Source organism: Clostridium lapidicellarium, assembly GCF_041224415.1.
GTDB classification, from domain to species: domain Bacteria; phylum Bacillota; class Clostridia; order Clostridiales; family Clostridiaceae; genus Clostridium_B; species Clostridium_B lapidicellarium.
Genome location: NZ_JBGFFE010000001.1, coordinates 306951 through 326154, shown reverse-complemented (window position 1 = coordinate 326154; position 19204 = coordinate 306951). Strand labels below are relative to the sequence as shown.

The window sequence follows — 19204 nt, the reverse complement described above, 5'->3', positions numbered from 1 at the left end:
GGGAATACATATATGAAGTTGTTGATAAAAAAGATCAATCCGGAAGCCAGAATTCCTTTTTATGCCCACAGCGGAGATGCGGGGCTTGATCTGTTTTCGGTAGAAGAGGTACTTATAAAACCGATGGAGAGAAAACTTGTACATACTGGAATAGGTATTCAGCTGCCTTCAAATACTGAAGCCCAGGTGAGACCCAGAAGCGGGCTTGCCCTGAAATATGGGATTACACTTCTGAATTCACCGGGAACTGTGGATGAGGGATACAGGGGTGAGATAAAAGTACTCATGATAAACCTGAGCAGAGAATCTTTCCTGGTGGAAAGAGGAATGAAAATTGCCCAGATGGTGGTAAAACCTGTAAAACAAGTGTCTGTAGAAGAGGTGGATGAGCTAAGTAGCACGGATAGGGGACAAAAGGGCTTTGGATCCACGGGACTTAAATAGGGATATTGAGAGGGAGAAATTCTAAATCCACTGGGTTTTGCCCCAGGAAATTATTTCAGATACAGATTCTCTTAAGGATTTTAAAACTACGCCTGCTATCATTTCTCCCATTAGGACATGTTTTCCACAGTAATCTATGTTTTGACCAGTGCCTGTAAAAAGTACGCAGGAATCCGTACCTGTACCTGTTGCAGTTTTTTTACTTACAGGGCTCAATATATTGAAATCCTGCATTATGCAGGTCTTGGCTTCCGTGATTATCATGATGGCCTCTACCATGGCAGCTTTCGACAGTCTGGCATTTGTACCTAAAATTATATTTATAGTGCCGGGTTTTGGATTTTGTGAGTTAAAACTTTTCCAGTCAGCCGGATCTCCTGCCCTCCTTGCATTTGATATTCCCATGGTTATGAAACTCTGCACTATTACACCATTTTTATCTGCACGGACGCTTCTGAAGGATTTCATGTTTGCAGCAGTCATCATGCCCACAGATTTTCCCTTCCATTTTTTTGATTCTATATATTTCTCTATGGTAGTTTCCGGGGAGGGAAATTTATTGCTGCTGTCCGTACTTTTGTTTTGGGGAATTTTCATGTTGACTATATTGCTGGCTTTGGTGAAACCTCCGTTTAATATGGCGGAACTCAATATTTCCACTGGTTTTGAAAAATCAATATGGACATGATCTTTTGTTACTTCCAGTCCGGCGCTGTTGAACCCCAAATTCTTTCTTATCTCCCTAACTGAAATCAAAAGTCTGTCCCCTGTGATCTATAGTTAGACATTTTGTAGAAGAATGTTTTAAGAGTTCTGCAAAATCCCCGGTTATATAGGTATTGTCCCAAAAATGCATCGGTATGAAAAATTTAGGATGAATCTGGTCTATAAAATATTTTCCACCCAGGGAATAGCGCTCTTCCAGCCTTGGATCCACCGGGAAAAATGCAAAGTCAATTTTTTCACCCTTTATTTTCCCCACTTCCATCTTGAAATTTTTTTCAGCAGATATCTGTTCACCATTTGAATCTTCCTTCCACTGCCATAAATTCAGGTCGCCGGCATGAAATACAGTGATTCCGTCAAGCTTTATTAAAAATGAGATTCCCACATCGGTAGAACCATAAGCTTTTATATATATATCACCCAGATCCAGGCTTTCATAGCGGGAGAGCCTATAATAATTTTTAGGAGGCTTTCTTATTTTTATATCACTGCTCAATATGTACCTTGTCTCAGGATTTACTTTCTGCCACTTCAATATTATGGGATTGAAATGATCTGGATGTCTGTGTGAACAAAAAACCAGCAGGTTCTTTTTATCCCTTATGAGATCTTCTGAAATGAGCCCGTTTTCCAGAGTATGCTTGTGAGAATCAAAAGAATCCATATAGTAATCAAATATTAGAAAATGAGAGGGAGTTTCTACGGCAAAACTACTGTGGTACAGGTAATGAATTTTAATATTGTAATTTTTCATGTGTCCACCTTCTTTTTGATTTAAATTATTTTTATTATATCACAAAGGGAGGTCAGATTTTATACTGAGGTTAACATATGTGAAAATATAGGATATAATTATATCAAGCATGCTGCTGATTCAATTTATATTTATGGAGGATGATAAATAATGAAATTTGTATTTGATCACAATAATATAAATGTTTTGAATTTGGACAAAAGTATAGAATTTTATAAAAAGGCTCTTGGCTTTAAGAAAACCGGGAGAAAGGAAGCGGAGGATAAAAGCTTTACACTGGTTTTTATGGGAGATGGAGTAAAAAATTACAAAATAGAGCTTACCTGGCTCAGAGACAGAAAAGAGCCGTACAATTTGGGAGATAATGAGGTTCATATGGCAGTAAGAACGGACGATATAGAAGCTGCACATGAGTATCATAAAAAAATGGGCTGTATATGTTATGAAAACAAAAAAATGGGACTTTACTTCATATCGGATCCCGATGGTTACTGGACAGAAATTTTACCTGTTGAATCTTAAAATATGTAAATTTTCAATCTATTTGTACGAGAATTTATATAGGAATAAAATTATTGTGAATAAGACTTTTCCCCTGGGGTATAATTACAGAAAAACCAACAGGGAGGTAAAAGTTTTGAATAGTGTAACTCTTATTGGAAGACTTACTAGGGATGCAGAAATTATTAAAATGGAGAATAATTCTAGGAGTGTAATTAAATTTATTTTAGCTGTCAGCAGGGATTTTATAAACAGCAGCGGTGAAAGGGGAGCTGATTTTATTCCAATTTCCTACTGGACCAATAAAGGGGATAAATTGTGCTCTTACTTGAAAAAAGGAAGACTTTTAGGTGTCAACGGTAAAATATGCACTAGAAATTATGTAAAGGATGGAGTAAAAAAATTTTCTACTGCTGTAGAGGCAAATAGAATTCAGTTTTTAGAGTACAAGGGTGAAGCTTTGGCTTGATTTTTAAATTCAGGTGGAGTTTGATTGAGAATATTTTCTCCACCCGAATTTTATAAGAACTTGTTCCAAAATTTTCACTTATTGACATTAAATTATTTCAGCTGGTAGAATATAGAATAAAGTGATTTAAAGAGGGGTGGAAGTTATTATGGGAAGTGATAAGTCAGAAAAGATACTCATTGATAAAAATTGTATAAATACATTGATTCTGGAATTAAAAAATATAAAGATAAGCACTGGAGAAAAATCCACGAGGAAAGCAGCAGAAAAAATGTTGAATTTAATACAGGGAGAACTTGACGACAGCAATATTTCTCTTAAGCAGAGAATACTTGAAAAGATGAAGGAAACTAAAAGTACGGATCCAAATATGAATGCCAATTTATATATATTGTACAGGAATTTGGACAGCGGGCAGATAAGCGAGGAACAGGCACTGGAATTATTTAGAATGTATGTGAGAATAGAGCCTTATAATAGGACTATATAGAACACAAAATGAAAAATGTTTTAAATTCCACTAAAGCATTTTACAGTAGCTTTCGATAACATTAATGTAGTACGTCGAAAAGGCAAGTATCAACTGTGAAATTTAGAAGGAACTGCAGCCTTAAAATAAATAAGAGGAGTGGAATTTTATGAGAATAAGCTATAATATGCCGGCGCTGACTATGAATTTTCTTCAAAATCAGGCTCTGATTAGACAGAGTGAAAACTCATTCAGGCTGTCAAGCGGCTTTAAATTGAACACTGCCAGGGACAACCCCAGCGGAATAGTACAGAGCCAGAATTTAAAATTACAGATAGGTGGACTTCAAACTGCAGCTAAAAATGTCCAGGATGGCGTCAGCATGCTTCAGACTGCAGAAGGCGGTCTTCAGGAAATTACTGGAATGATTCAGAGGATAAGGCAGCTTACACTGCAGGCAGGCAGCGGAACGACTACACCATCGGATAGGAATGTGATACAAAATGAAATAGATCAGATGCTGGATGGAATAAGTACTATGGCAGATCAGACTGAATTCAACGGCTTAAAACTGCTGGGACAAAATGGGGGAAGTAAGTCTATAAGTGTGTCTGTAGGAGCTAATGCGGGAGAAAATACGGATATACCACAGCTTGACCTGACCAATAATGAAAACAGTGACGTCGCAGACCTGTATTCTATCAAAAGGGACAAAGGTAAGGATATATTGGATGGCAATGTAGGCGATACATTACAGGCCATAGATACGACCCTTACTAAAGTTATCTCCTTCAGGAGCAAATATGGTTCTCTGGAGAACAGGTTTGAGACCAATTATTATAATATGCAGGATTTGACTGACCAGATGATCGAGGCAGACAGCAGTTTAAGCGATGCGGATATGGCGGAGGAAATAACTGATTATTCAAGAGAGGGCATAATTATAGAAGCTTCCAATGCCATGATTGCCCAGGCAAATAAACTTCCCCAGGATGTGCTTAGAATATTGGAAAATGTCAAATAGTGTTTTTAGACTGTAAACTACTTAAATATAAAATATTTTATATTTAAGTAGTTTTTTGGCATTTTTTGGCTGAAGAATTGGATTTTAATATGAAATAACATAACTATAACACAGCTGTAACATAAGTAGCAGAAAATAGAAAATATAGTATATGTCTATGTATGTTATTAATGGTAGAAAAGAGGACATTTTTACAAAAATTATACTATGATATCGTAAATTTTTGTTTTTTAATTAAAATTTATATTAAATAGAAAAAATTTCATATAATTGTAGCATTAACATGCAATTTTGTGATATTATAGTTTATGTTGGAAAGCAATTTTAATTGAAAATAAAATATAATTAAAATTAAGACATGATTAAATTAAATATGACTAAAAATATTTCCTCTGTGAAATATTTTCTAGAAATTTGTGGAAAAATATATAAAATAATAGAAATGGAGGGATAATAGTTGAATGTATCTCAAGTGCCTAATGATGAACTGACGTATGACCTGCTGCAAAGGGGATTGGATGCATCCCAGGCGAGGGGTACTGCAATAGCCGATAACATATCTAATATAAACACAAAAGGATACAAGCGGAAATATGTTACCTTCGAGGAAAACTTAAAAAAAAGCATGGATGATCTAGAACTTAAAACGGATAATGAAAAACATATGAAAATAGGAAATGATTACGGTGACATAGATATGAATACGGACAACAGTACCAGTATGCGGGAAGATGGAAACAATGTTGACATAGATAATGAAATGGTAAACCAGTCAGCTAATGCTCTCATGTACAATGCACTTGTAAATCAGATAAACAGCAGGCTTTCTATGAGACAGTATGTAATAGATGGAAGGTAGGAGGATGTATTATGATTGAAGCTTTCAATACATTGAGAATAAGCGCCAGCGGGCTTTCTGCGGAAAGGCTCAGAATGGATACCATAGCTTCCAATATGGCCAATGTTGAGACTACAAGGGGTGCCAATGGACAGCCTTATAGGAGAAAGGTGGCGGTGTTTCAGGAAAATCTTCAAAGCGAGCTGAATAAAAATGGACAATACGAAGTTGTACCTAAAGGTGTCAAAGCTGTAGGAGTTGTGGAAGATGCTTCACCATTCAAGCAGGTGTATGATCCTACCAACCCAGATGCAGATGCCAATGGCTATGTATCAATGCCCAATGTAAATATATTGAATGAAATGTCGGATATGATGGTGGCTACTAGATCTTATGAAGCAGATGTAAGTGCCATTGATGCAGAAAAGAGCATGTTTTCAAAAGCTCTTGAAATAGGAAAATAGAAAGGGGAGTGAATACATATGAGAATAAACGAATTTGTGCCTGACAGCAAGGTGTTTGATTTTAACAAATCGGTGCAGGGCAGCAATTTAAAAAATGGAAATATAATTGGCAGCAATAAAAACAGCAGTGTAACAGGTGATACGAATACGAGCAGCAGTATATCGGATTTTGCGTCAGTGCTGAAGGACAAGCTGGATGATGTAAACAACCAGCAGATACAGGCGGATAACAGTACTAAAGAGTTTGTAGAAGGGGATAGAACGGATATACATAATGTCATGCTGGATACGGAACAGGCTAAACAGTCACTGGAGCTGGCAGTACAGATTAGGGACAAACTTGTGGATGCATACCAGGAATTGAATAGAACACAGTTTTAGAAGGAGTGCTTAATTGATGGGCAAGCTATCGCAATTTTTTAAAAACTTAACAGATAAATGGAAGAATTCTAGTAGAAATAGAAAGATAGCTTTTGGGATTATAGCCGTAGGAATTATAGCAGCAATTATATTTGGAGGAGTGTCTTTGGGAAAGAAAAAATATGCGGTGCTTTTCTCAAATATGAACCAGACTGACTCGGCAGCGGTGTATAAAAAGCTTCAAGATGACAAAATAGATGCCAAAGTAGAGGGAAATTCAATCTTAGTGCCTAAAGATGAAGTGGATGCTGACAGGATGAAAGTACTTTCAGAAGTGCAGCTTACCAATGGAAGTCAGGGATTTGAGCTATTTGATAAGAATAATTTGGGAAGTACAGATGCTGAAATCAAAATAAATTATCAAAGGGCGCTTCAAGGCGAACTGGAGAGAACGATAAAAGCTCTTCCTCAAGTTGAAGATGCCAGGGTGCATCTTGTAATTCCCGACGATACGGAATTTGTGAAAGATACCCAGCCGGGAAGTGCTTCTGTGACTTTAAAGTTGAAATCGGGACAGAATCTCAGCCAGGATCAGGTAAAAGCTCTGGTTGCACTTGTATCTGGTGGTGTAAAAAATCTGCCCAAGAAAAATGTGCAGATAATAGACGACAAAATGAATCTTCTAACCAGGGATTTGTATCAGGATAATGGCAGCGGTGCGGAAGACAGTACCGTTCCTGCTGAAAAACAACAAAAATTGCAGCAGCAATACGAAAAAGATCTTGAACAGAGACTTTTGAGCATGCTTGAAACTGTATACGGTAAAGGTAAAGTTCAGGTGAGGGTAAATGCAGATCTGGATTTTGATGCGGTGCAGCAGGATGCTACAACCTATGATCCAAACAGAACGGCAGTGGTGAGCGAACATACGGTAAACAGTACGAATACCGGCGGTACAAATAATGCAGGAGCCAGTCCTGTAGATAATAATATGAGCAACACCACCACTACTACAGGCAATAATGGGAATTCAACCGACAACGAGGTTACCAGAAATTATGATGTGTCCAAAACAGAACAAAAAACTATAAGAGCGCCCGGAAGTGTCAAAAGGCTTACTGCTTCTGTGGCATTGGACGGGAATGTGGATGATGCTACGAGAACTTCCATAAGAAATCTTGCAGTTTCTTCCATAGGGTACGATGCAAACCGTGGAGATACCATAAATGTAGAAGGTCTGCCTTTTGACACTACTGCACAGGACAATGCGAAAAAGGATATGGATGCCATGAACAAGGCAGAACAGCTGGCTAAGAGAAACAGGCTTATTGCCATCATAGGTGGTCTTGCGGCTGTGGCAGTTGCAGCCATAGTTGGAGTCATACTCTGGAGAAGAAAGAAGCGTGAAGAGGAAGAAGACTTGTTTGACGAAGAGATGGAGGAACCTCAGCCTATAAATGAAGCTGCAGAGGATGAAACCCAGGTTAAGGAGAAACCTAAATTTAAACCTGTGGAACTTGAGACGGAAAATGAAGATGTCCACCTTGAAAATGAGATAAAGAAATATGCCAAAGACAAACCTGATCAAGTCGCAGACATAATAAAGTCCTGGTTAGCGGAAGATGAGAGGTGATAGAAGATGGCTAGAGACAATCAAAAGAAATTAACTGGAGTGCAGAAAGCTGCCATATTATTTATAACTCTTGGACCAGAAGCCTCTGCAGGTATAATTAAAAAGCTGCCGGAAGCTGAGATACAAAAGATAACTTATGAAATAGCCAATATAAGTTCTGTAAAGTCAGATCAGAAAAAGGAAATACTGCAGGAATTCGTTCAGATGAACAAGGCCAAGGATTATCTGCTGGAAGGTGGAATAGAGTATGCCAAGAATCTTTTGTCAAAGGCTCTTGGAAGTCAGAGGGCGGCTGAAATATTGGATAAGGTTACAGAAGCAACCCAGCAATTTAGACCCTTTGCTATAGCTAGGAAAGCAGATGCCCAGCAGCTTTTGAATATAATATCTGATGAACATCCGCAGACTATAGCACTTATACTCTGTTATCTTCAGCCGGATAAAGCCGGCCAGATACTCTCGGCACTTCCGGAAGGCGAACAGGCAGAAGTATCCTATAGAATTGCTACAATGAGTACTACTTCCCATAAGGTGGTAAAGGAAATAGAGAAGGTACTTGATGACAAGCTGTCTTCCGTAGTCAAGTCCGATATGAGGGTAATTGGCGGTGTCCAGACTATTGTGGATATATTAAACCAGGTAGACAGGGCTACTGAAAAAAATATTACAGAAGGTCTGGAGAAGCAGGATGCGGAACTGGCGGAGAAAGTCAAGGAATCCATGTTTGTATTTGAAGATATTGTCACTTTAGATGATGTATCCATTCAGAGGGTACTCAGAGAGGTGGATTCAAAAGATCTTTCACTGGCGCTTAAAGGATGTTCCGAAGAGGTGGCTGAATGTATTTTCAGGAACCAGTCAAAGAGAGCTTCTGCAGCACTAAAGGAGGACATAGAATTTTTGGGACCTGTAAGGCTGATGGATGTGGAAAAAGCCCAGCAGGGTATTGTAAATATTATAAGGAGACTGGACGAAGCCGGAGAAATAGTTATGGCAAGAGGTGGAGAAGATGCAATCATCGTATAAAATTATAAAAGGTGACAGCATAGACGAGGAGGGCACTCAAAATATAGTGACTGTGTTTAAAAAGCATTCCCCTCCCAAACGCAGGCACAAAAATAAAGACAGCTCACCCTCAAGAAATAATTATGATAGTTTGCTGCATACCATGATGGAAAAAGCAGCCGAGGACAGAAAAAAAATAATTTTAAGGGCCAATGACGAGGCTGAAGAAATCAAAAAGAAAGCATATGATGCTGCCAGTAAAAAGGGTTATGAAGAAGGCAGGAAAAAAGGAAGAGATGCCGGCTTCAAAAGTGCATATGATGAAGGCTATGTAAAGAATGTAAAAAAGGCCGAGGCCGAAGGCGAGGATATAAGAAATAAAGCAAGTGCCGTATTGAAGAATGCAGTAGATGAAAAGAAAAGATATTTGACAGAGAAAGAAGAAGAGATCAAGAAATTTATAGTAAATGCAGTGGAAAGTGTCTTAAAAGATGAAGTTAGAAACAAGGACAGTTTGAATAAAATGGTGTTTGACGCACTTTCCCAGGTCAAGAATTCAAAAACTTTTATTATAAAGAGCAGAGGAAAGTACTGCGGCGAGTTTAAGAAGCAGGTGGATATGTGGAAGGAACAACTGCCCTTTAGGGGTGACATATTTGTAATATCGGATGAATCCCTGAAAGATGGCAGCGTAGTTATAGAGAGGGACAGGGGGAAAATTATACTGTCTGTAGATATAGCTATGAAAAAATTGAGGGAGATATTTGACAGTACAAGCAATTAGTGAATTTTTGCCGTGAGGGTGATGATTTGGTGATAAATTTAAACTTTCAGGAATTAAATAAAGAGGTAAGCAGGGCTAATTTTTCCTATCAGGAGGGAACTGTGAAAAAAGTCATAGGACTTACTGTGGAAGTTGAGGGGATAAAGGCCTTTATTGGAGAAGTATGCACAATATATAATGAGCAAAATCGTAAAATTGAGTGTGAAGTTGTTGGATTTAAGGAAAATGACATAATTCTCATGCCGTTGGGGGAACTTACTGGAATTTCCACGGGCTGCAGGGTTGTCCCTGAAAGAAGGCGCTTAAATGTACAGTGTTCCGAGGAACTGTTTGGAAAAGTTCTTGATGGACTGGGAAATCCTCTCCAGGGAGAACCAATAAAATCCGGAAGCTTTTATGAACTTGATGCAGAGCCGCCGAATCCACTTAAGAGAAAGAGAATAAACAATCCCATTTCTACGGGTATCCGTGCCATAGATGGTTTTTTAACCTGCGGGGAAGGCCAGAGGATAGGCATATTTGCAGGAAGCGGAGTGGGAAAGAGCACAACTCTCGGTATGATTGCAAGATATGCCGAGGCAGATGTTAACGTGATAGCACTTATAGGGGAAAGAGGAAGGGAAGTTAGAGATTTTATAGAAAAGGATCTTGGTGAAAGCGGTCTGAAAAAGTCCGTCATAGTATGTGCAACTTCCGATAAATCAGCACTTGTCAGGCTGAAGGGTGCTTTTACAGCCACTGCTATTGCAGAATATTTCAGGGATAAAGGCAAAAAAGTTATACTCATGATGGATTCTGTCACCAGATTTGCCATGGCACAGAGAGAAATAGGACTGGCTGTGGGAGAGCCTCCTGCTACCAAGGGATATACTCCTTCCGTATTTGCAAAACTTCCAAGGCTTATGGAAAGGGCCGGCATGTCGGATAGAGGATCTATAACTGCTTTTTATACGGTTCTCGTAGATGGAGACGACATGAATGAGCCCATTGCAGATGCAGTCAGGAGTATATTGGATGGGCACATAGTGCTGTCCAGAAATCTTGCCAATAGGAACCACTACCCGGCTATAGACATACTTGCCAGCATAAGCAGGCTCATGCCCGAGGTAACTACGGAAAAACACAGGGAAAATGCCTCACTGGCACGTGATATGCTGTCTACTTATAGAAACTCGGAAGACCTTATAAACATAGGCGCCTACGTCAAGGGTAACAATAAAAAAGTGGATAGGGCCATAAGATACCATGATGACATAGTTGGTTATTTAAAACAGAAAATGGATGAACACTCTACTTTAAAAGAAAGTGTAAACAGGCTGGAAAATATGTTCGATTAAAATTGGGGAGGAAAAACCTATGAAATATAAATTTAGATTGCAGAAACTTCTGGATATGAGGATTGACAGGGAAGATGAAAGCAAAGTGGAATTTCAAAAGGCCCAGAGCGAGAGGCTGAAGGTAAAGGAAAAACTTGACCAGCTGGAAGAAAAATATGATGAATATAAAAACAGACCTCTGCCCGTATCCGCCATGGAGCAAAAAATAACACACATATACATAAATACACTTGGGCTGAACATAGATGAAACCTCAAGGAAACTGGCCGTGAAGGAGAAAATTGTAAGTGGCAAGAGAGAGGAATTAAAACAGAGGCAGATTGACAGGAAAACCGTAGAAACACTTAAAGATAAAGGATACAGAAATTTTATAAAAGAACAGAATAAGCTCGAGCAGAAATTGAATGATGAGTTTGCCCTTCATAGTTTTATAAGAAATCTAAGGCAGGGTAATGATTTGACATAGATTGCCCGGAAAGGAGGTGAATTAAATGGCCGATTTAAGTGCTGCAGTACCGATAAATGTTACGGGAGTTTCTAAGGATACAGTTTCAAAAATTGCCGGCATCAGCTCCAATGTGAAAAAATCCGGCAGTACTTTCAAGGATGCCTTGAAAACTTCACAGACTGCTGTGGACGGTGTTTCAGCTGATATGGGAAATAAAAGTAAAACTTCATTTGAAAAACTGGAGGGACAGCTTAAGAAACTGGGGCTCAGTCAGGAAGACATAAAAAAGGTAGAAGATGAAGTTTCAAAAGGGAATGTAAATATCGACAGCTTATCTTATTTGCTCAATATTCTTCTTGCCTACAATGGGAATTTAAATGATATGGGAGATGAGCTCATTGATAAGATAAGTGACAGCCTGAGCGATAGTATAAGCAGCGACATTTTAAAAAATCTTCAGTCCATAATTTCAGAAAATATGACTTCAAATAAAAATATGTCGGGCAAGAATATTATAGACAAGATAGTGGAGAAAAATGTCGGCGGGCTGTCGGATATTCTGCAAAAGCTTGGAGCAAGTGAAGAATTCAGTGAGAAACTAACTGCAAAACTGGGAGACAGTATTCTGTCCAAAGTATCGCAGGGTGCAAATCTGGAGCAAAACATATACAACAAAATAAAAAGCGAGATAAATTCAGCTCTGGCTTCCCAGTTAAATAAAAGTAATACGGATTCCAGTCCTGTTGAATTTAAAATGCAAGATATTGCCCAAAAGGGACAGTCAGCTTTAATTGATGGAACTGAAGCATCTGCCGCTGCCGCAAATAAAAATGTATCCCAGGATAGTCAGCCTAATTTGGAAGATGTCACAGCATCTGTACAGGACAAAAGCATGTCCCAGAGTAATTCTGACAAGTCAGGCGGCAAAGATGCTGGAGATATGACAGGCAGTGAAGAGAAAATACTGAAAAATATAGTTCAGGATGGAAGAGAAGACAAAGTTTCCAGGGCCGCCAATTTCATGACACAGTTTTCAAACGTAAAAGGAAATAATACCGTGGGAAATCTGTCCAATCTGCCGGGACTGGTAGTGAATAAAAATTCCTTTGATTCCGATATAATAAAGGCCTTGAGGTACATGGACATAAATAATATAAAGACTATGACTGTCAAAATAAATCCAAAGGAACTGGGAGAGATCACAATAAGCCTCGTGATGGAAGAGGGAAAACTAAATGCGGTGCTCACTGCTTCCAACAAGGATGCCTATAACCTTTTGAATTCGAATCTTCAGGATTTATCCAACAGGCTTCAAACAAATGACATAAAAGTGCAGAACTTTTCGCTGAACCTGAATAACGGGGACACAACTTATTTCAGAGATGAAAGCGGAAGGGGACAGCAGGGCCAGAAAAATGGCCGGGAAGGAAATCTGTTTTTTGACAGCGGTGTATCCGACGTATCCGGCATATCTGATGGAAAGACATTCACGGACAATGATTACGGCGAAAACAATGTAAATGTACTAGCTTAATTTTAGAGAGGAGGTCGGGTGATAATGGCTATATCAGTCGATAATAATTTAAACCAAAACTATAATATGAATACAGCGGCGGCAACTTCGGAGAAAAACGACAGCTCTATAGATGACAATACTACTTCAGGAGTTTCATCCAGTACCGACAAGGGAACCAGCGTGGTGAGATCCAATGGAGAAATAGACAAAAATATGTTTCTCAAAATACTTGCGGCAGAACTTGCCAACCAGGATCCAACAGACAGCAATTCCGAGAGTGCAACACAGTATGTCAGCCAGCTGGCACAGTTTTCTTCACTTGAACAGATGGCCAATTTAAACAGCACCAATAAATTGAATTCGGCAAATTCTCTTATAAATAAATATGTCACTTTCAGTGATTTGGCCGATGATGGGGGCAATTACAGCGGACAGGTTGAAGGTGTTATAAAAGACGGTGACGACATAAGCTTGAATACCCTGATAGGGCAGGATTCAAACGGCAACGGCGTATACAAGTCTTTTAATCTGGATGATGTAGTTAAAGTAGACGACCTTGGAGATGCATTTGATCCAACTGCAAACAACAATTTGCTTTTAAATGCCACTTCACTCATAGGCAAAAAAGTGGAGATAAATGAAAAGGACAAGGATGGGAATGACTACAGCGGTGTAGTTCAATCTGTATCCCGGGGCACCGGCGGAGTTATCGTAAAGGTAAAAACCGGAGACGGCGAAACCAAGGATTTCTATTTTGATCAGGTTTCCAATGTGGAAAATGCCTAGCATGCAGGTGCAGCAAGTATATGGGATATAAGATCATAAACGGCAAACTGCATTTCGCACAGGATATAGCTGCTGCATACGGCAGCAGAAGCAGTGTAGATAGAGCCAGCCGCCGGGACAATGTATCTTTCAGGAATACTTTAAAAAAAGAGGTAGATAAATCAAGCAGTTTTACCATATCGAATCATGCTGCAGAGAGGCTGAAGAGCAGGCATATAGTGCTGGGTGAAAATGATATGGAAAATATAAATTCCGCCATCAACAGGGCGGAGGAAAAAGGATGCAGGGAATCTGCACTTCTCTACGGAAATACGGTGCTCATTACTTCCATAAAAAACAGGACTGTGATTACAGCCATGAACAAGGATTCGGATAACGACAGTGTTTTTACGAACATAGACAGCATGGTGATAGTGTAAATTAAATTATTTTGAAACTGGCCGGACCAATTAGCGGGAGCCAGGTTCTGCGGAATGAATGAAACAGGACGAATACATTTTATTAAATTGGAGGGAAATATATATGTTACCATCTTTGTATTCAGGAATAAGCGGCCTTAAGGCCAACCAGCAGAAATTGAACGTAGTTGCGAACAACATAGCAAATTCCACCACTACGGGTTTCAAGACCCAGAGCATGAATTTTGAGGATACGTTGAGTCAAAACCTTTCAGACCCAAGTGCTCCAGCTGCAAATACTGGTGGAGTCAATGGTAAACAAAGTGGTCTCGGAGTTAAAATCGGCGGTATAAATGCGGACTTTTCAGAGGGCAGTCCACAGACTACCAATAGAAATCTGGACTTTATGATAGATAAGGCAGGTGATTATTTCGTAGTTAAATCGGGTACCCAAGAGTATTATACAAGGGATGGATCATTTGTACTTGATAATCAAGGTAATCTTTTAACGACAGATGGATTGTATGTTCAAAAAACTGGTGGAGACAAAATCACAATACCAGTTGATGGAACTGTTGAGTCTTTTTCTGTAGGACAGGACGGAACTATAACTATTAAAAAAACTGGTGGTACTGTTGATGATACTCAGAAAATTAGGCTGGCAACTTTTCAAAATGAAGGGGGACTTAAAAAGATGGGAAACAATCTTTATTCTATGTCTTCAAACTCCGGCAATCCGATTTATAGTGATACTAATCCGGCAATCTTTGGGAACATCATACAGGGTTCCCTCGAGATGTCAAATGTGGATCTGGCACAGCAGTTTACAGATATGATAGTTGCCAGCAGGGCCTTTGAGGCAAATGGAAAGATAATAACGACAGATGACGAGATACTTCAGGATCTTGTTAATTTGAAGAGATAAAATTTGTTTGAATCTGGCAGATTTTCGGCTTATGCCGGAAATCGCCCTATTGATATTTGAATTTCAAATAAAAATACATATTGATTGTATCCAATACCCAATAATGTTAAAATTTATTCGAAATTGTTATTTCAGCTCACAACTTAAAACAAGGAGGTTTTTTATGATAAAACTTACGGGATTGGATGACAAGGAATTTGTTATAAATGCAGATCATATAGAAAAATTGACGCAGACTCCCCAAAGTGTGATAACTCTTACAAATGGAAACAAATATGTGGTGAAGGAGACAAATGACGAGATAATAAAAAAGGTCGTGGAGTATAAGAGAAAAATATACAGGGGGGATTATTCCAAATAGGCATTTTAAGTGGCTTGTACATAATATTGTAAGGAGGAAGTATCATGGAAGATGGAGTGGAAAAGAAAGGAAAATTGAATTTTAAAATAGTTTTGATAACATTGCTTGTTTTGATCTTGGCAGGTGCAGGAGCTTATTTTGGATACAGCAAATTTTTAAAGGGAAATGACAAGAGTCCCAATGTAGCTGCACAAAACAGCACCTCTCCGGTACAGACCCAGCAGGTGTCGAATCAAACCGGTCAGACTGCCCAGGGGGGCGGCAGCAGTTCAGGTTATCTGCAGCAGGTTGTTTCCAAATATACTTTTGACTTAAGTGATTTTACTGTCAACCTTGCAGATGAGGGCGGCAAGAACTATTTGAAAATAAGTGTGTTTCTCGGGTATGACGATAAGAAATTAACTGAGGAACTCACGGATAAGAAGCCCATGATAAGGGATGCCGTCATAGATATTCTGAGGGGCAAAAAGGTGGCCGACATAGATCCTAAATATATGGACAGCATAAAAATGCAGATCATACAGAAGATAAACCCTATGCTGGAAAATGGAAAATTGAATAACGTATATTTCAGCGATATACTTACCCAATAGATTCCATTGGAATGGAGAATTTTAGATGGACTTACAATTTTGGTGGATGCTGTTCAAGACAATTTTATCGCTGCTTTTCATAGTTTTTCTCATATATATTTTTACCAAATTTGGAGGTGGAAAACTTAAGAAAATTCAAGGCGGCAGATATATAAAAATACTTGAAAGAACTCAGATTTCCAAGGAAAACAGCTTGCTTGTGGTGAAGATTGGTGAAAAGGGATATGTGATTTCATCTTCAAGTGGAAGAGTTGATGTGATCTGTGAGCTGACAGGTGAAGAATTATCGAAGATTGAGGACACGAAAAATACTTGTGAGTATAAAAATTTCAGGGATTTATATACGAAAAGTGGACTTCAGAATTTAACAGACAAGATCAGCCGCAGTATTTCAGCTAAAAAATTCAAAGGGAAAAAGGAAGATAAAGATGGACGTTAAGCACAACAAAAGCATTATGGTTATTTCATTTTTAATATTTGTTTTTATTATTTTGGCAGGCTTTGAAGCACATGCGGCGGCTCCTACCGATTTTCCAATACCAAATGTAAATGTATCTGTGGACAATGCTTCCACACCGCAGCAGTATGTAGGTACTATAAAATTGCTCATAGTGCTCACTGTCTTGACACTGCTTCCGTCTTTCATAATGATGATGACAAGCTTTGTGCGAATTATAGTGGTGTTTGGATTCTTAAGAAGTGCCATGGGAACCCAGCAGTCACCTCCAAATCAGGTATTAGTGGGACTTGCACTTTTTATGACAATATTTATAATGCTTCCCGTTTATGGAAAAATAAATTCCACGGCCATACAGCCCTATTTAAACAATAGGATAACCCAGGAGCAGGCCATAGAAACAGGGGCCAAACCGCTGAGGGAGTTTATGCTGAAACAGACAAGGAAAAAGGATCTCAAGCTTTTTGTAGACAATGCCAAACTGAACTACAAGGTTACCAAGGACAATGCACCTCTTTATGTGGTGATTCCGGCCTACATTATAAGCGAACTGAAGACGGCTTTCCAGATAGGTTTTCTGCTTTATATACCTTTTATGATAATAGATCTGGTTGTATCCAGCGTACTTATGTCCATGGGAATGTTCATGCTCCCTCCGGTTATGATATCACTGCCTTTTAAATTGCTTTTGTTTGTCATGGTAGACGGCTGGTATCTGCTGGTAAAGTCTTTGATTATAAGTTTTTCGTGAGGTGAATTTAAATGAGTGAAAATATGGTAGTAGGGGTTATAAAAGATGCTATACAGACAGGACTTTTGATTTCAGCTCCAATACTGATAGTTTCAGTGTTGGTGGGTCTTATAATAAGTATATTTCAGGCGACCACACAGATACAGGAGCAGACACTTACTTTTGTGCCCAAGCTTATTGCTATTGCTGTGGTCGGGCTTTTTACCGGTGCATGGATGCTGAATATGATGGTTGGTTTTACTCAAAGGATTTTTACATATATAGCACATATAACCCAGTAGATTTGTCAGCGGCATTATAATTTGAAGTTAAGCAGTTACGGGGAGGATTGGTTTGATAAACACACTGTATTTTACAGCTTTGATACTTGTTAGTATTAGAATGTTTTGCTTTTTTATGATGGTTCCCATATTTTTCCCAAATGGCACTCCCAATATAGTCAAAGTGGGACTGGCACTGGTTATGGCATATATACTTTTACCGGGCATAGACTATTCTGCAGTGAACAATATAGACAGCACTATTCCGTTTGTGTATAACTGTGTGAATGAAGCTGCGGCAGGCCTTACCCTGGGTTTTTTGGTGAGTTTGTGTTTTACGGCTTTCAGGATTGCAGGAAGCTATATGGATCTGCAGGTAGGACTTTCCCTCATGAGCATGTTTGATCCCAATTCGGAAAGTACATCCACTCTTTTGGAACGTCTTATGTACTGGTTCAGCATGGTGGTTTTTCTGGCAGTAGATGGACATCACATGCTTATAAAATCGCTTATTGGAAGTTTTGATACTATAAAACTTGGGAGCTTTATGCTTTCCCAGGGTTCAATTACCCTCATAATAAAAGCTTTTATTACATACTTTTCCATAGCGGTGAAAATAGCAGTTCCCATACTTATCATAATGCTTGTGGTAAATTTGACCATGGCCCTCATAGCAAGGACTGTGCCGCAGCTCAATATAATGATACTGGGACTTCCAATACAGATACTGGTGGGCATGGCTTCTTTTTGTGTTGCACTTCCCATATTTCTACAGCTTATGGAGAAAGCTTTTTATGCCATACCGGATTCCATAAGGGGGTTTTATCATACCCTGCCTCTGCTTATAGTATTTGCTTCGGATGACAAAACTGAGGAAGCCACTCCCAGGAAAAAGAGTGACGCCCGGAAAAAGGGACAGGTTGCAAAAAGCAAGGAAGTTACTTTGGCACTTACTCTCCTGGCTTCTACGGTAGTCATATTGTTCCTGGGAGGATATATAGGTTCCCAGGCCAAGAGTACCATGGCGGCATTTTTGAACAGCTATCTTTTAACTTCTTTAAATTATAAGACTCTCCGGGGAATAGCCTTTATAACCGTATGGAGACTTGGACTTATGTTTTTGCCCATAGCTGTCCCAATATTGGTTATGGGAGTTATAGCAAATCTGCTCCAGACCCGCGGAGTCGTATCGATGCAGCCGCTGAAGCCGGATCTTTCCAAGCTGAACCCTATAAACGGCTTTAAAAGAATGTTTTCCGCAAGGGCCGTGATGGAACTGTTTAAGGACACATTGGTAATCGCCATAGTCGGAATTGTGGGATATAAATTTATAAAGGACAATTATGCATACATAATGACGCTGAGCAGTTTGAACTTTGAAGGTGTAGCCAAGGCCCTGTCCAAGCTCACTGTAGACATATTTTTTAGGATAACTGTGATAATGATTGCCATAGCTATTATAGATTACATATTTCAAAACTTTCAGTACAACAAGGATCTCAAGATGTCAAGAGAAGAGGTAAAGGAAGAGTACAAGCAGGATGAAGGAGATCCGCAGATTAAAAGCAAGATAAAGCAAAAACAGAGGGAAATAGGCATGAGGAGAATGATGCAGGAAGTACCTAAAGCTACGGTCGTGGTTACCAACCCCACCCATGTAGCTGTAGCTCTAAAGTATGAAGATGGTGAAAATGATGCACCGCTGGTGGTGGCAAAGGGGCTGGATGCAGTTGCCTTTAGAATAAAGAAAAAAGCTGTAGAAAATGATGTACCTATAATTGAAAATAAACCTCTTGCAAGACTTATATACGACGAGGTGGATATTGGCAGGGAAATTCCTGTAGAAATGTACCAGGCGGTAGCGGAGATATTGGCACTGGTTTACAAGATGAGGTGATATT

The 19204-nt window shown here is 39.1% G+C and carries 25 protein-coding genes; 23 read left to right on the top strand and 2 right to left on the bottom strand.

What is annotated here, in order from left to right:
• The first annotated feature begins 12 nt into the window (after nt 1-12).
• On the top strand, nt 13-444 hold the full coding sequence (gene dut / locus AB8S09_RS01715; protein WP_294181481.1) for a dUTP diphosphatase: 432 nt from the start codon (nt 13-15) through the stop codon (nt 442-444).
• Nucleotides 445-465: 21 nt separating this feature from the next.
• On the opposite strand, the gene AB8S09_RS01710 is transcribed toward dut, so the two are convergent.
• Complete coding sequence (locus AB8S09_RS01710; protein WP_294181480.1) at nt 466-1200, bottom strand: adenosylcobinamide amidohydrolase; 735 nt, start codon at nt 1198-1200, stop codon at nt 466-468.
• A complete protein-coding gene (locus AB8S09_RS01705) occupies nt 1187-1924 on the bottom strand; it encodes an MBL fold metallo-hydrolase (protein WP_294181479.1) in 738 nt (245 codons plus the stop codon). The genes AB8S09_RS01710 and AB8S09_RS01705 overlap by 14 nt, the downstream gene beginning before the upstream one ends.
• Nucleotides 1925-2074: 150 nt before the next feature.
• Between AB8S09_RS01705 and AB8S09_RS01700 the strand changes: the two genes are divergently transcribed.
• From AB8S09_RS01700 to AB8S09_RS01595, 22 genes are all read left to right on the top strand, one after another.
• On the top strand, nt 2075-2446 hold the full coding sequence (locus AB8S09_RS01700; RefSeq protein WP_369868358.1) for a VOC family protein: 372 nt from the start codon (nt 2075-2077) through the stop codon (nt 2444-2446).
• 115 nt (nt 2447-2561) lie between these two features.
• On the top strand, nt 2562-2894 hold the full coding sequence (locus AB8S09_RS01695; protein ID WP_294181476.1) for a single-stranded DNA-binding protein: 333 nt from the start codon (nt 2562-2564) through the stop codon (nt 2892-2894).
• Nucleotides 2895-3042: 148 nt separating this feature from the next.
• Entirely contained in the window at nt 3043-3384 is a 342-nt protein-coding gene (locus AB8S09_RS01690; RefSeq protein WP_294181474.1) for a hypothetical protein, read from the top strand.
• 148 nt (nt 3385-3532) lie between these two features.
• A complete protein-coding gene (locus tag AB8S09_RS01685; RefSeq protein WP_294181472.1) occupies nt 3533-4387 on the top strand; it encodes a flagellin N-terminal helical domain-containing protein in 855 nt (284 codons plus the stop codon).
• 457 nt (nt 4388-4844) lie between these two features.
• Nucleotides 4845-5246 (top strand): flagellar basal body rod protein FlgB, encoded by a 402-nt coding sequence (gene flgB, locus AB8S09_RS01680; protein WP_294181470.1) that lies wholly within the window; start codon nt 4845-4847, stop codon nt 5244-5246.
• 11 nt (nt 5247-5257) lie between these two features.
• Nucleotides 5258-5689, top strand: a complete 432-nt coding sequence (gene flgC / locus AB8S09_RS01675) for a flagellar basal body rod protein FlgC (protein WP_294181468.1) — start codon at nt 5258-5260, stop codon at nt 5687-5689.
• Between the two features lie 18 nt (nt 5690-5707).
• Nucleotides 5708-6070 (top strand): flagellar hook-basal body complex protein FliE, encoded by a 363-nt coding sequence (fliE, locus tag AB8S09_RS01670; protein WP_294181465.1) that lies wholly within the window; start codon nt 5708-5710, stop codon nt 6068-6070.
• Between the two features lie 16 nt (nt 6071-6086).
• Complete coding sequence (fliF, locus tag AB8S09_RS01665) at nt 6087-7682, top strand: flagellar basal-body MS-ring/collar protein FliF (protein WP_294181462.1); 1596 nt, start codon at nt 6087-6089, stop codon at nt 7680-7682.
• Between the two features lie 6 nt (nt 7683-7688).
• Entirely contained in the window at nt 7689-8708 is a 1020-nt protein-coding gene (fliG, locus tag AB8S09_RS01660) for a flagellar motor switch protein FliG (RefSeq protein WP_294181459.1), read from the top strand.
• Nucleotides 8692-9471: a FliH/SctL family protein gene (locus AB8S09_RS01655; protein ID WP_294181457.1), complete on the top strand. Its 780-nt coding sequence runs from the start codon at nt 8692-8694 to the stop codon at nt 9469-9471. Before fliG ends, AB8S09_RS01655 begins: the two co-directional genes overlap by 17 nt.
• A gap of 29 nt (nt 9472-9500) precedes the next feature.
• Nucleotides 9501-10808 (top strand): flagellar protein export ATPase FliI, encoded by a 1308-nt coding sequence (gene fliI / locus AB8S09_RS01650; RefSeq protein WP_369868380.1) that lies wholly within the window; start codon nt 9501-9503, stop codon nt 10806-10808.
• A gap of 19 nt (nt 10809-10827) precedes the next feature.
• Entirely contained in the window at nt 10828-11274 is a 447-nt protein-coding gene (gene fliJ / locus AB8S09_RS01645; protein WP_369868357.1) for a flagellar export protein FliJ, read from the top strand.
• 25 nt (nt 11275-11299) lie between these two features.
• Entirely contained in the window at nt 11300-12790 is a 1491-nt protein-coding gene (locus AB8S09_RS01640) for a flagellar hook-length control protein FliK (protein ID WP_369868356.1), read from the top strand.
• Between the two features lie 24 nt (nt 12791-12814).
• Entirely contained in the window at nt 12815-13558 is a 744-nt protein-coding gene (locus tag AB8S09_RS01635; RefSeq protein ID WP_369868355.1) for a flagellar hook assembly protein FlgD, read from the top strand.
• A gap of 20 nt (nt 13559-13578) precedes the next feature.
• Nucleotides 13579-13977, top strand: a complete 399-nt coding sequence (locus AB8S09_RS01630) for a TIGR02530 family flagellar biosynthesis protein (protein ID WP_294181449.1) — start codon at nt 13579-13581, stop codon at nt 13975-13977.
• A gap of 103 nt (nt 13978-14080) precedes the next feature.
• Nucleotides 14081-14881, top strand: coding sequence for a flagellar hook-basal body complex protein (locus AB8S09_RS01625; protein ID WP_369868354.1), 801 nt, complete (start codon nt 14081-14083; stop codon nt 14879-14881).
• Nucleotides 14882-15044: 163 nt separating this feature from the next.
• Nucleotides 15045-15242: a flagellar FlbD family protein gene (locus tag AB8S09_RS01620; RefSeq protein WP_294181444.1), complete on the top strand. Its 198-nt coding sequence runs from the start codon at nt 15045-15047 to the stop codon at nt 15240-15242.
• A 44-nt stretch (nt 15243-15286) separates the two neighbouring features.
• Nucleotides 15287-15835: a flagellar basal body-associated FliL family protein gene (locus tag AB8S09_RS01615; RefSeq protein WP_294181442.1), complete on the top strand. Its 549-nt coding sequence runs from the start codon at nt 15287-15289 to the stop codon at nt 15833-15835.
• A gap of 25 nt (nt 15836-15860) precedes the next feature.
• Nucleotides 15861-16274 (top strand): flagellar biosynthetic protein FliO, encoded by a 414-nt coding sequence (gene fliO / locus AB8S09_RS01610; RefSeq protein WP_294181440.1) that lies wholly within the window; start codon nt 15861-15863, stop codon nt 16272-16274.
• Between the two features lie 16 nt (nt 16275-16290).
• Complete coding sequence (fliP, locus tag AB8S09_RS01605) at nt 16291-17043, top strand: flagellar type III secretion system pore protein FliP (protein WP_294181601.1); 753 nt, start codon at nt 16291-16293, stop codon at nt 17041-17043.
• Between the two features lie 11 nt (nt 17044-17054).
• The gene (gene fliQ / locus AB8S09_RS01600) at nt 17055-17324 is read left to right on the top strand and encodes a flagellar biosynthesis protein FliQ (RefSeq protein ID WP_294181438.1); all 270 of its coding nucleotides are present in this window, start codon (nt 17055-17057) and stop codon (nt 17322-17324) included.
• A 52-nt stretch (nt 17325-17376) separates the two neighbouring features.
• On the top strand, nt 17377-19200 hold the full coding sequence (locus tag AB8S09_RS01595; protein ID WP_294181436.1) for a fused FliR family export protein/FlhB family type III secretion system protein: 1824 nt from the start codon (nt 17377-17379) through the stop codon (nt 19198-19200).
• Nucleotides 19201-19204 lie beyond the last annotated feature (4 nt).

Coding starts and splice junctions, on each gene's coding strand:
- AB8S09_RS01630 (WP_294181449.1), top strand. CDS start 13,579: ATGGGATATAAGATCATAAACGGCAAACTGCATTTCGCACAGGATATA.
- fliP (WP_294181601.1), top strand. CDS start 16,291: ATGGTTATTTCATTTTTAATATTTGTTTTTATTATTTTGGCAGGCTTT.
- AB8S09_RS01700 (WP_369868358.1), top strand. CDS start 2,075: ATGAAATTTGTATTTGATCACAATAATATAAATGTTTTGAATTTGGAC.
- fliQ (WP_294181438.1), top strand. CDS start 17,055: ATGAGTGAAAATATGGTAGTAGGGGTTATAAAAGATGCTATACAGACA.
- fliE (WP_294181465.1), top strand. CDS start 5,708: ATGAGAATAAACGAATTTGTGCCTGACAGCAAGGTGTTTGATTTTAAC.
- AB8S09_RS01690 (WP_294181474.1), top strand. CDS start 3,043: ATGGGAAGTGATAAGTCAGAAAAGATACTCATTGATAAAAATTGTATA.
- AB8S09_RS01615 (WP_294181442.1), top strand. CDS start 15,287: ATGGAAGATGGAGTGGAAAAGAAAGGAAAATTGAATTTTAAAATAGTT.
- AB8S09_RS01655 (WP_294181457.1), top strand. CDS start 8,692: ATGCAATCATCGTATAAAATTATAAAAGGTGACAGCATAGACGAGGAG.
- AB8S09_RS01635 (WP_369868355.1), top strand. CDS start 12,815: ATGGCTATATCAGTCGATAATAATTTAAACCAAAACTATAATATGAAT.
- fliG (WP_294181459.1), top strand. CDS start 7,689: ATGGCTAGAGACAATCAAAAGAAATTAACTGGAGTGCAGAAAGCTGCC.
- fliJ (WP_369868357.1), top strand. CDS start 10,828: ATGAAATATAAATTTAGATTGCAGAAACTTCTGGATATGAGGATTGAC.
- fliF (WP_294181462.1), top strand. CDS start 6,087: ATGGGCAAGCTATCGCAATTTTTTAAAAACTTAACAGATAAATGGAAG.
- flgC (WP_294181468.1), top strand. CDS start 5,258: ATGATTGAAGCTTTCAATACATTGAGAATAAGCGCCAGCGGGCTTTCT.
- AB8S09_RS01625 (WP_369868354.1), top strand. CDS start 14,081: ATGTTACCATCTTTGTATTCAGGAATAAGCGGCCTTAAGGCCAACCAG.
- AB8S09_RS01620 (WP_294181444.1), top strand. CDS start 15,045: ATGATAAAACTTACGGGATTGGATGACAAGGAATTTGTTATAAATGCA.
- AB8S09_RS01685 (WP_294181472.1), top strand. CDS start 3,533: ATGAGAATAAGCTATAATATGCCGGCGCTGACTATGAATTTTCTTCAA.
- AB8S09_RS01705 (WP_294181479.1), bottom strand. CDS start 1,924: ATGAAAAATTACAATATTAAAATTCATTACCTGTACCACAGTAGTTTT.
- fliO (WP_294181440.1), top strand. CDS start 15,861: ATGGACTTACAATTTTGGTGGATGCTGTTCAAGACAATTTTATCGCTG.
- dut (WP_294181481.1), top strand. CDS start 13: ATGAAGTTGTTGATAAAAAAGATCAATCCGGAAGCCAGAATTCCTTTT.
- AB8S09_RS01640 (WP_369868356.1), top strand. CDS start 11,300: ATGGCCGATTTAAGTGCTGCAGTACCGATAAATGTTACGGGAGTTTCT.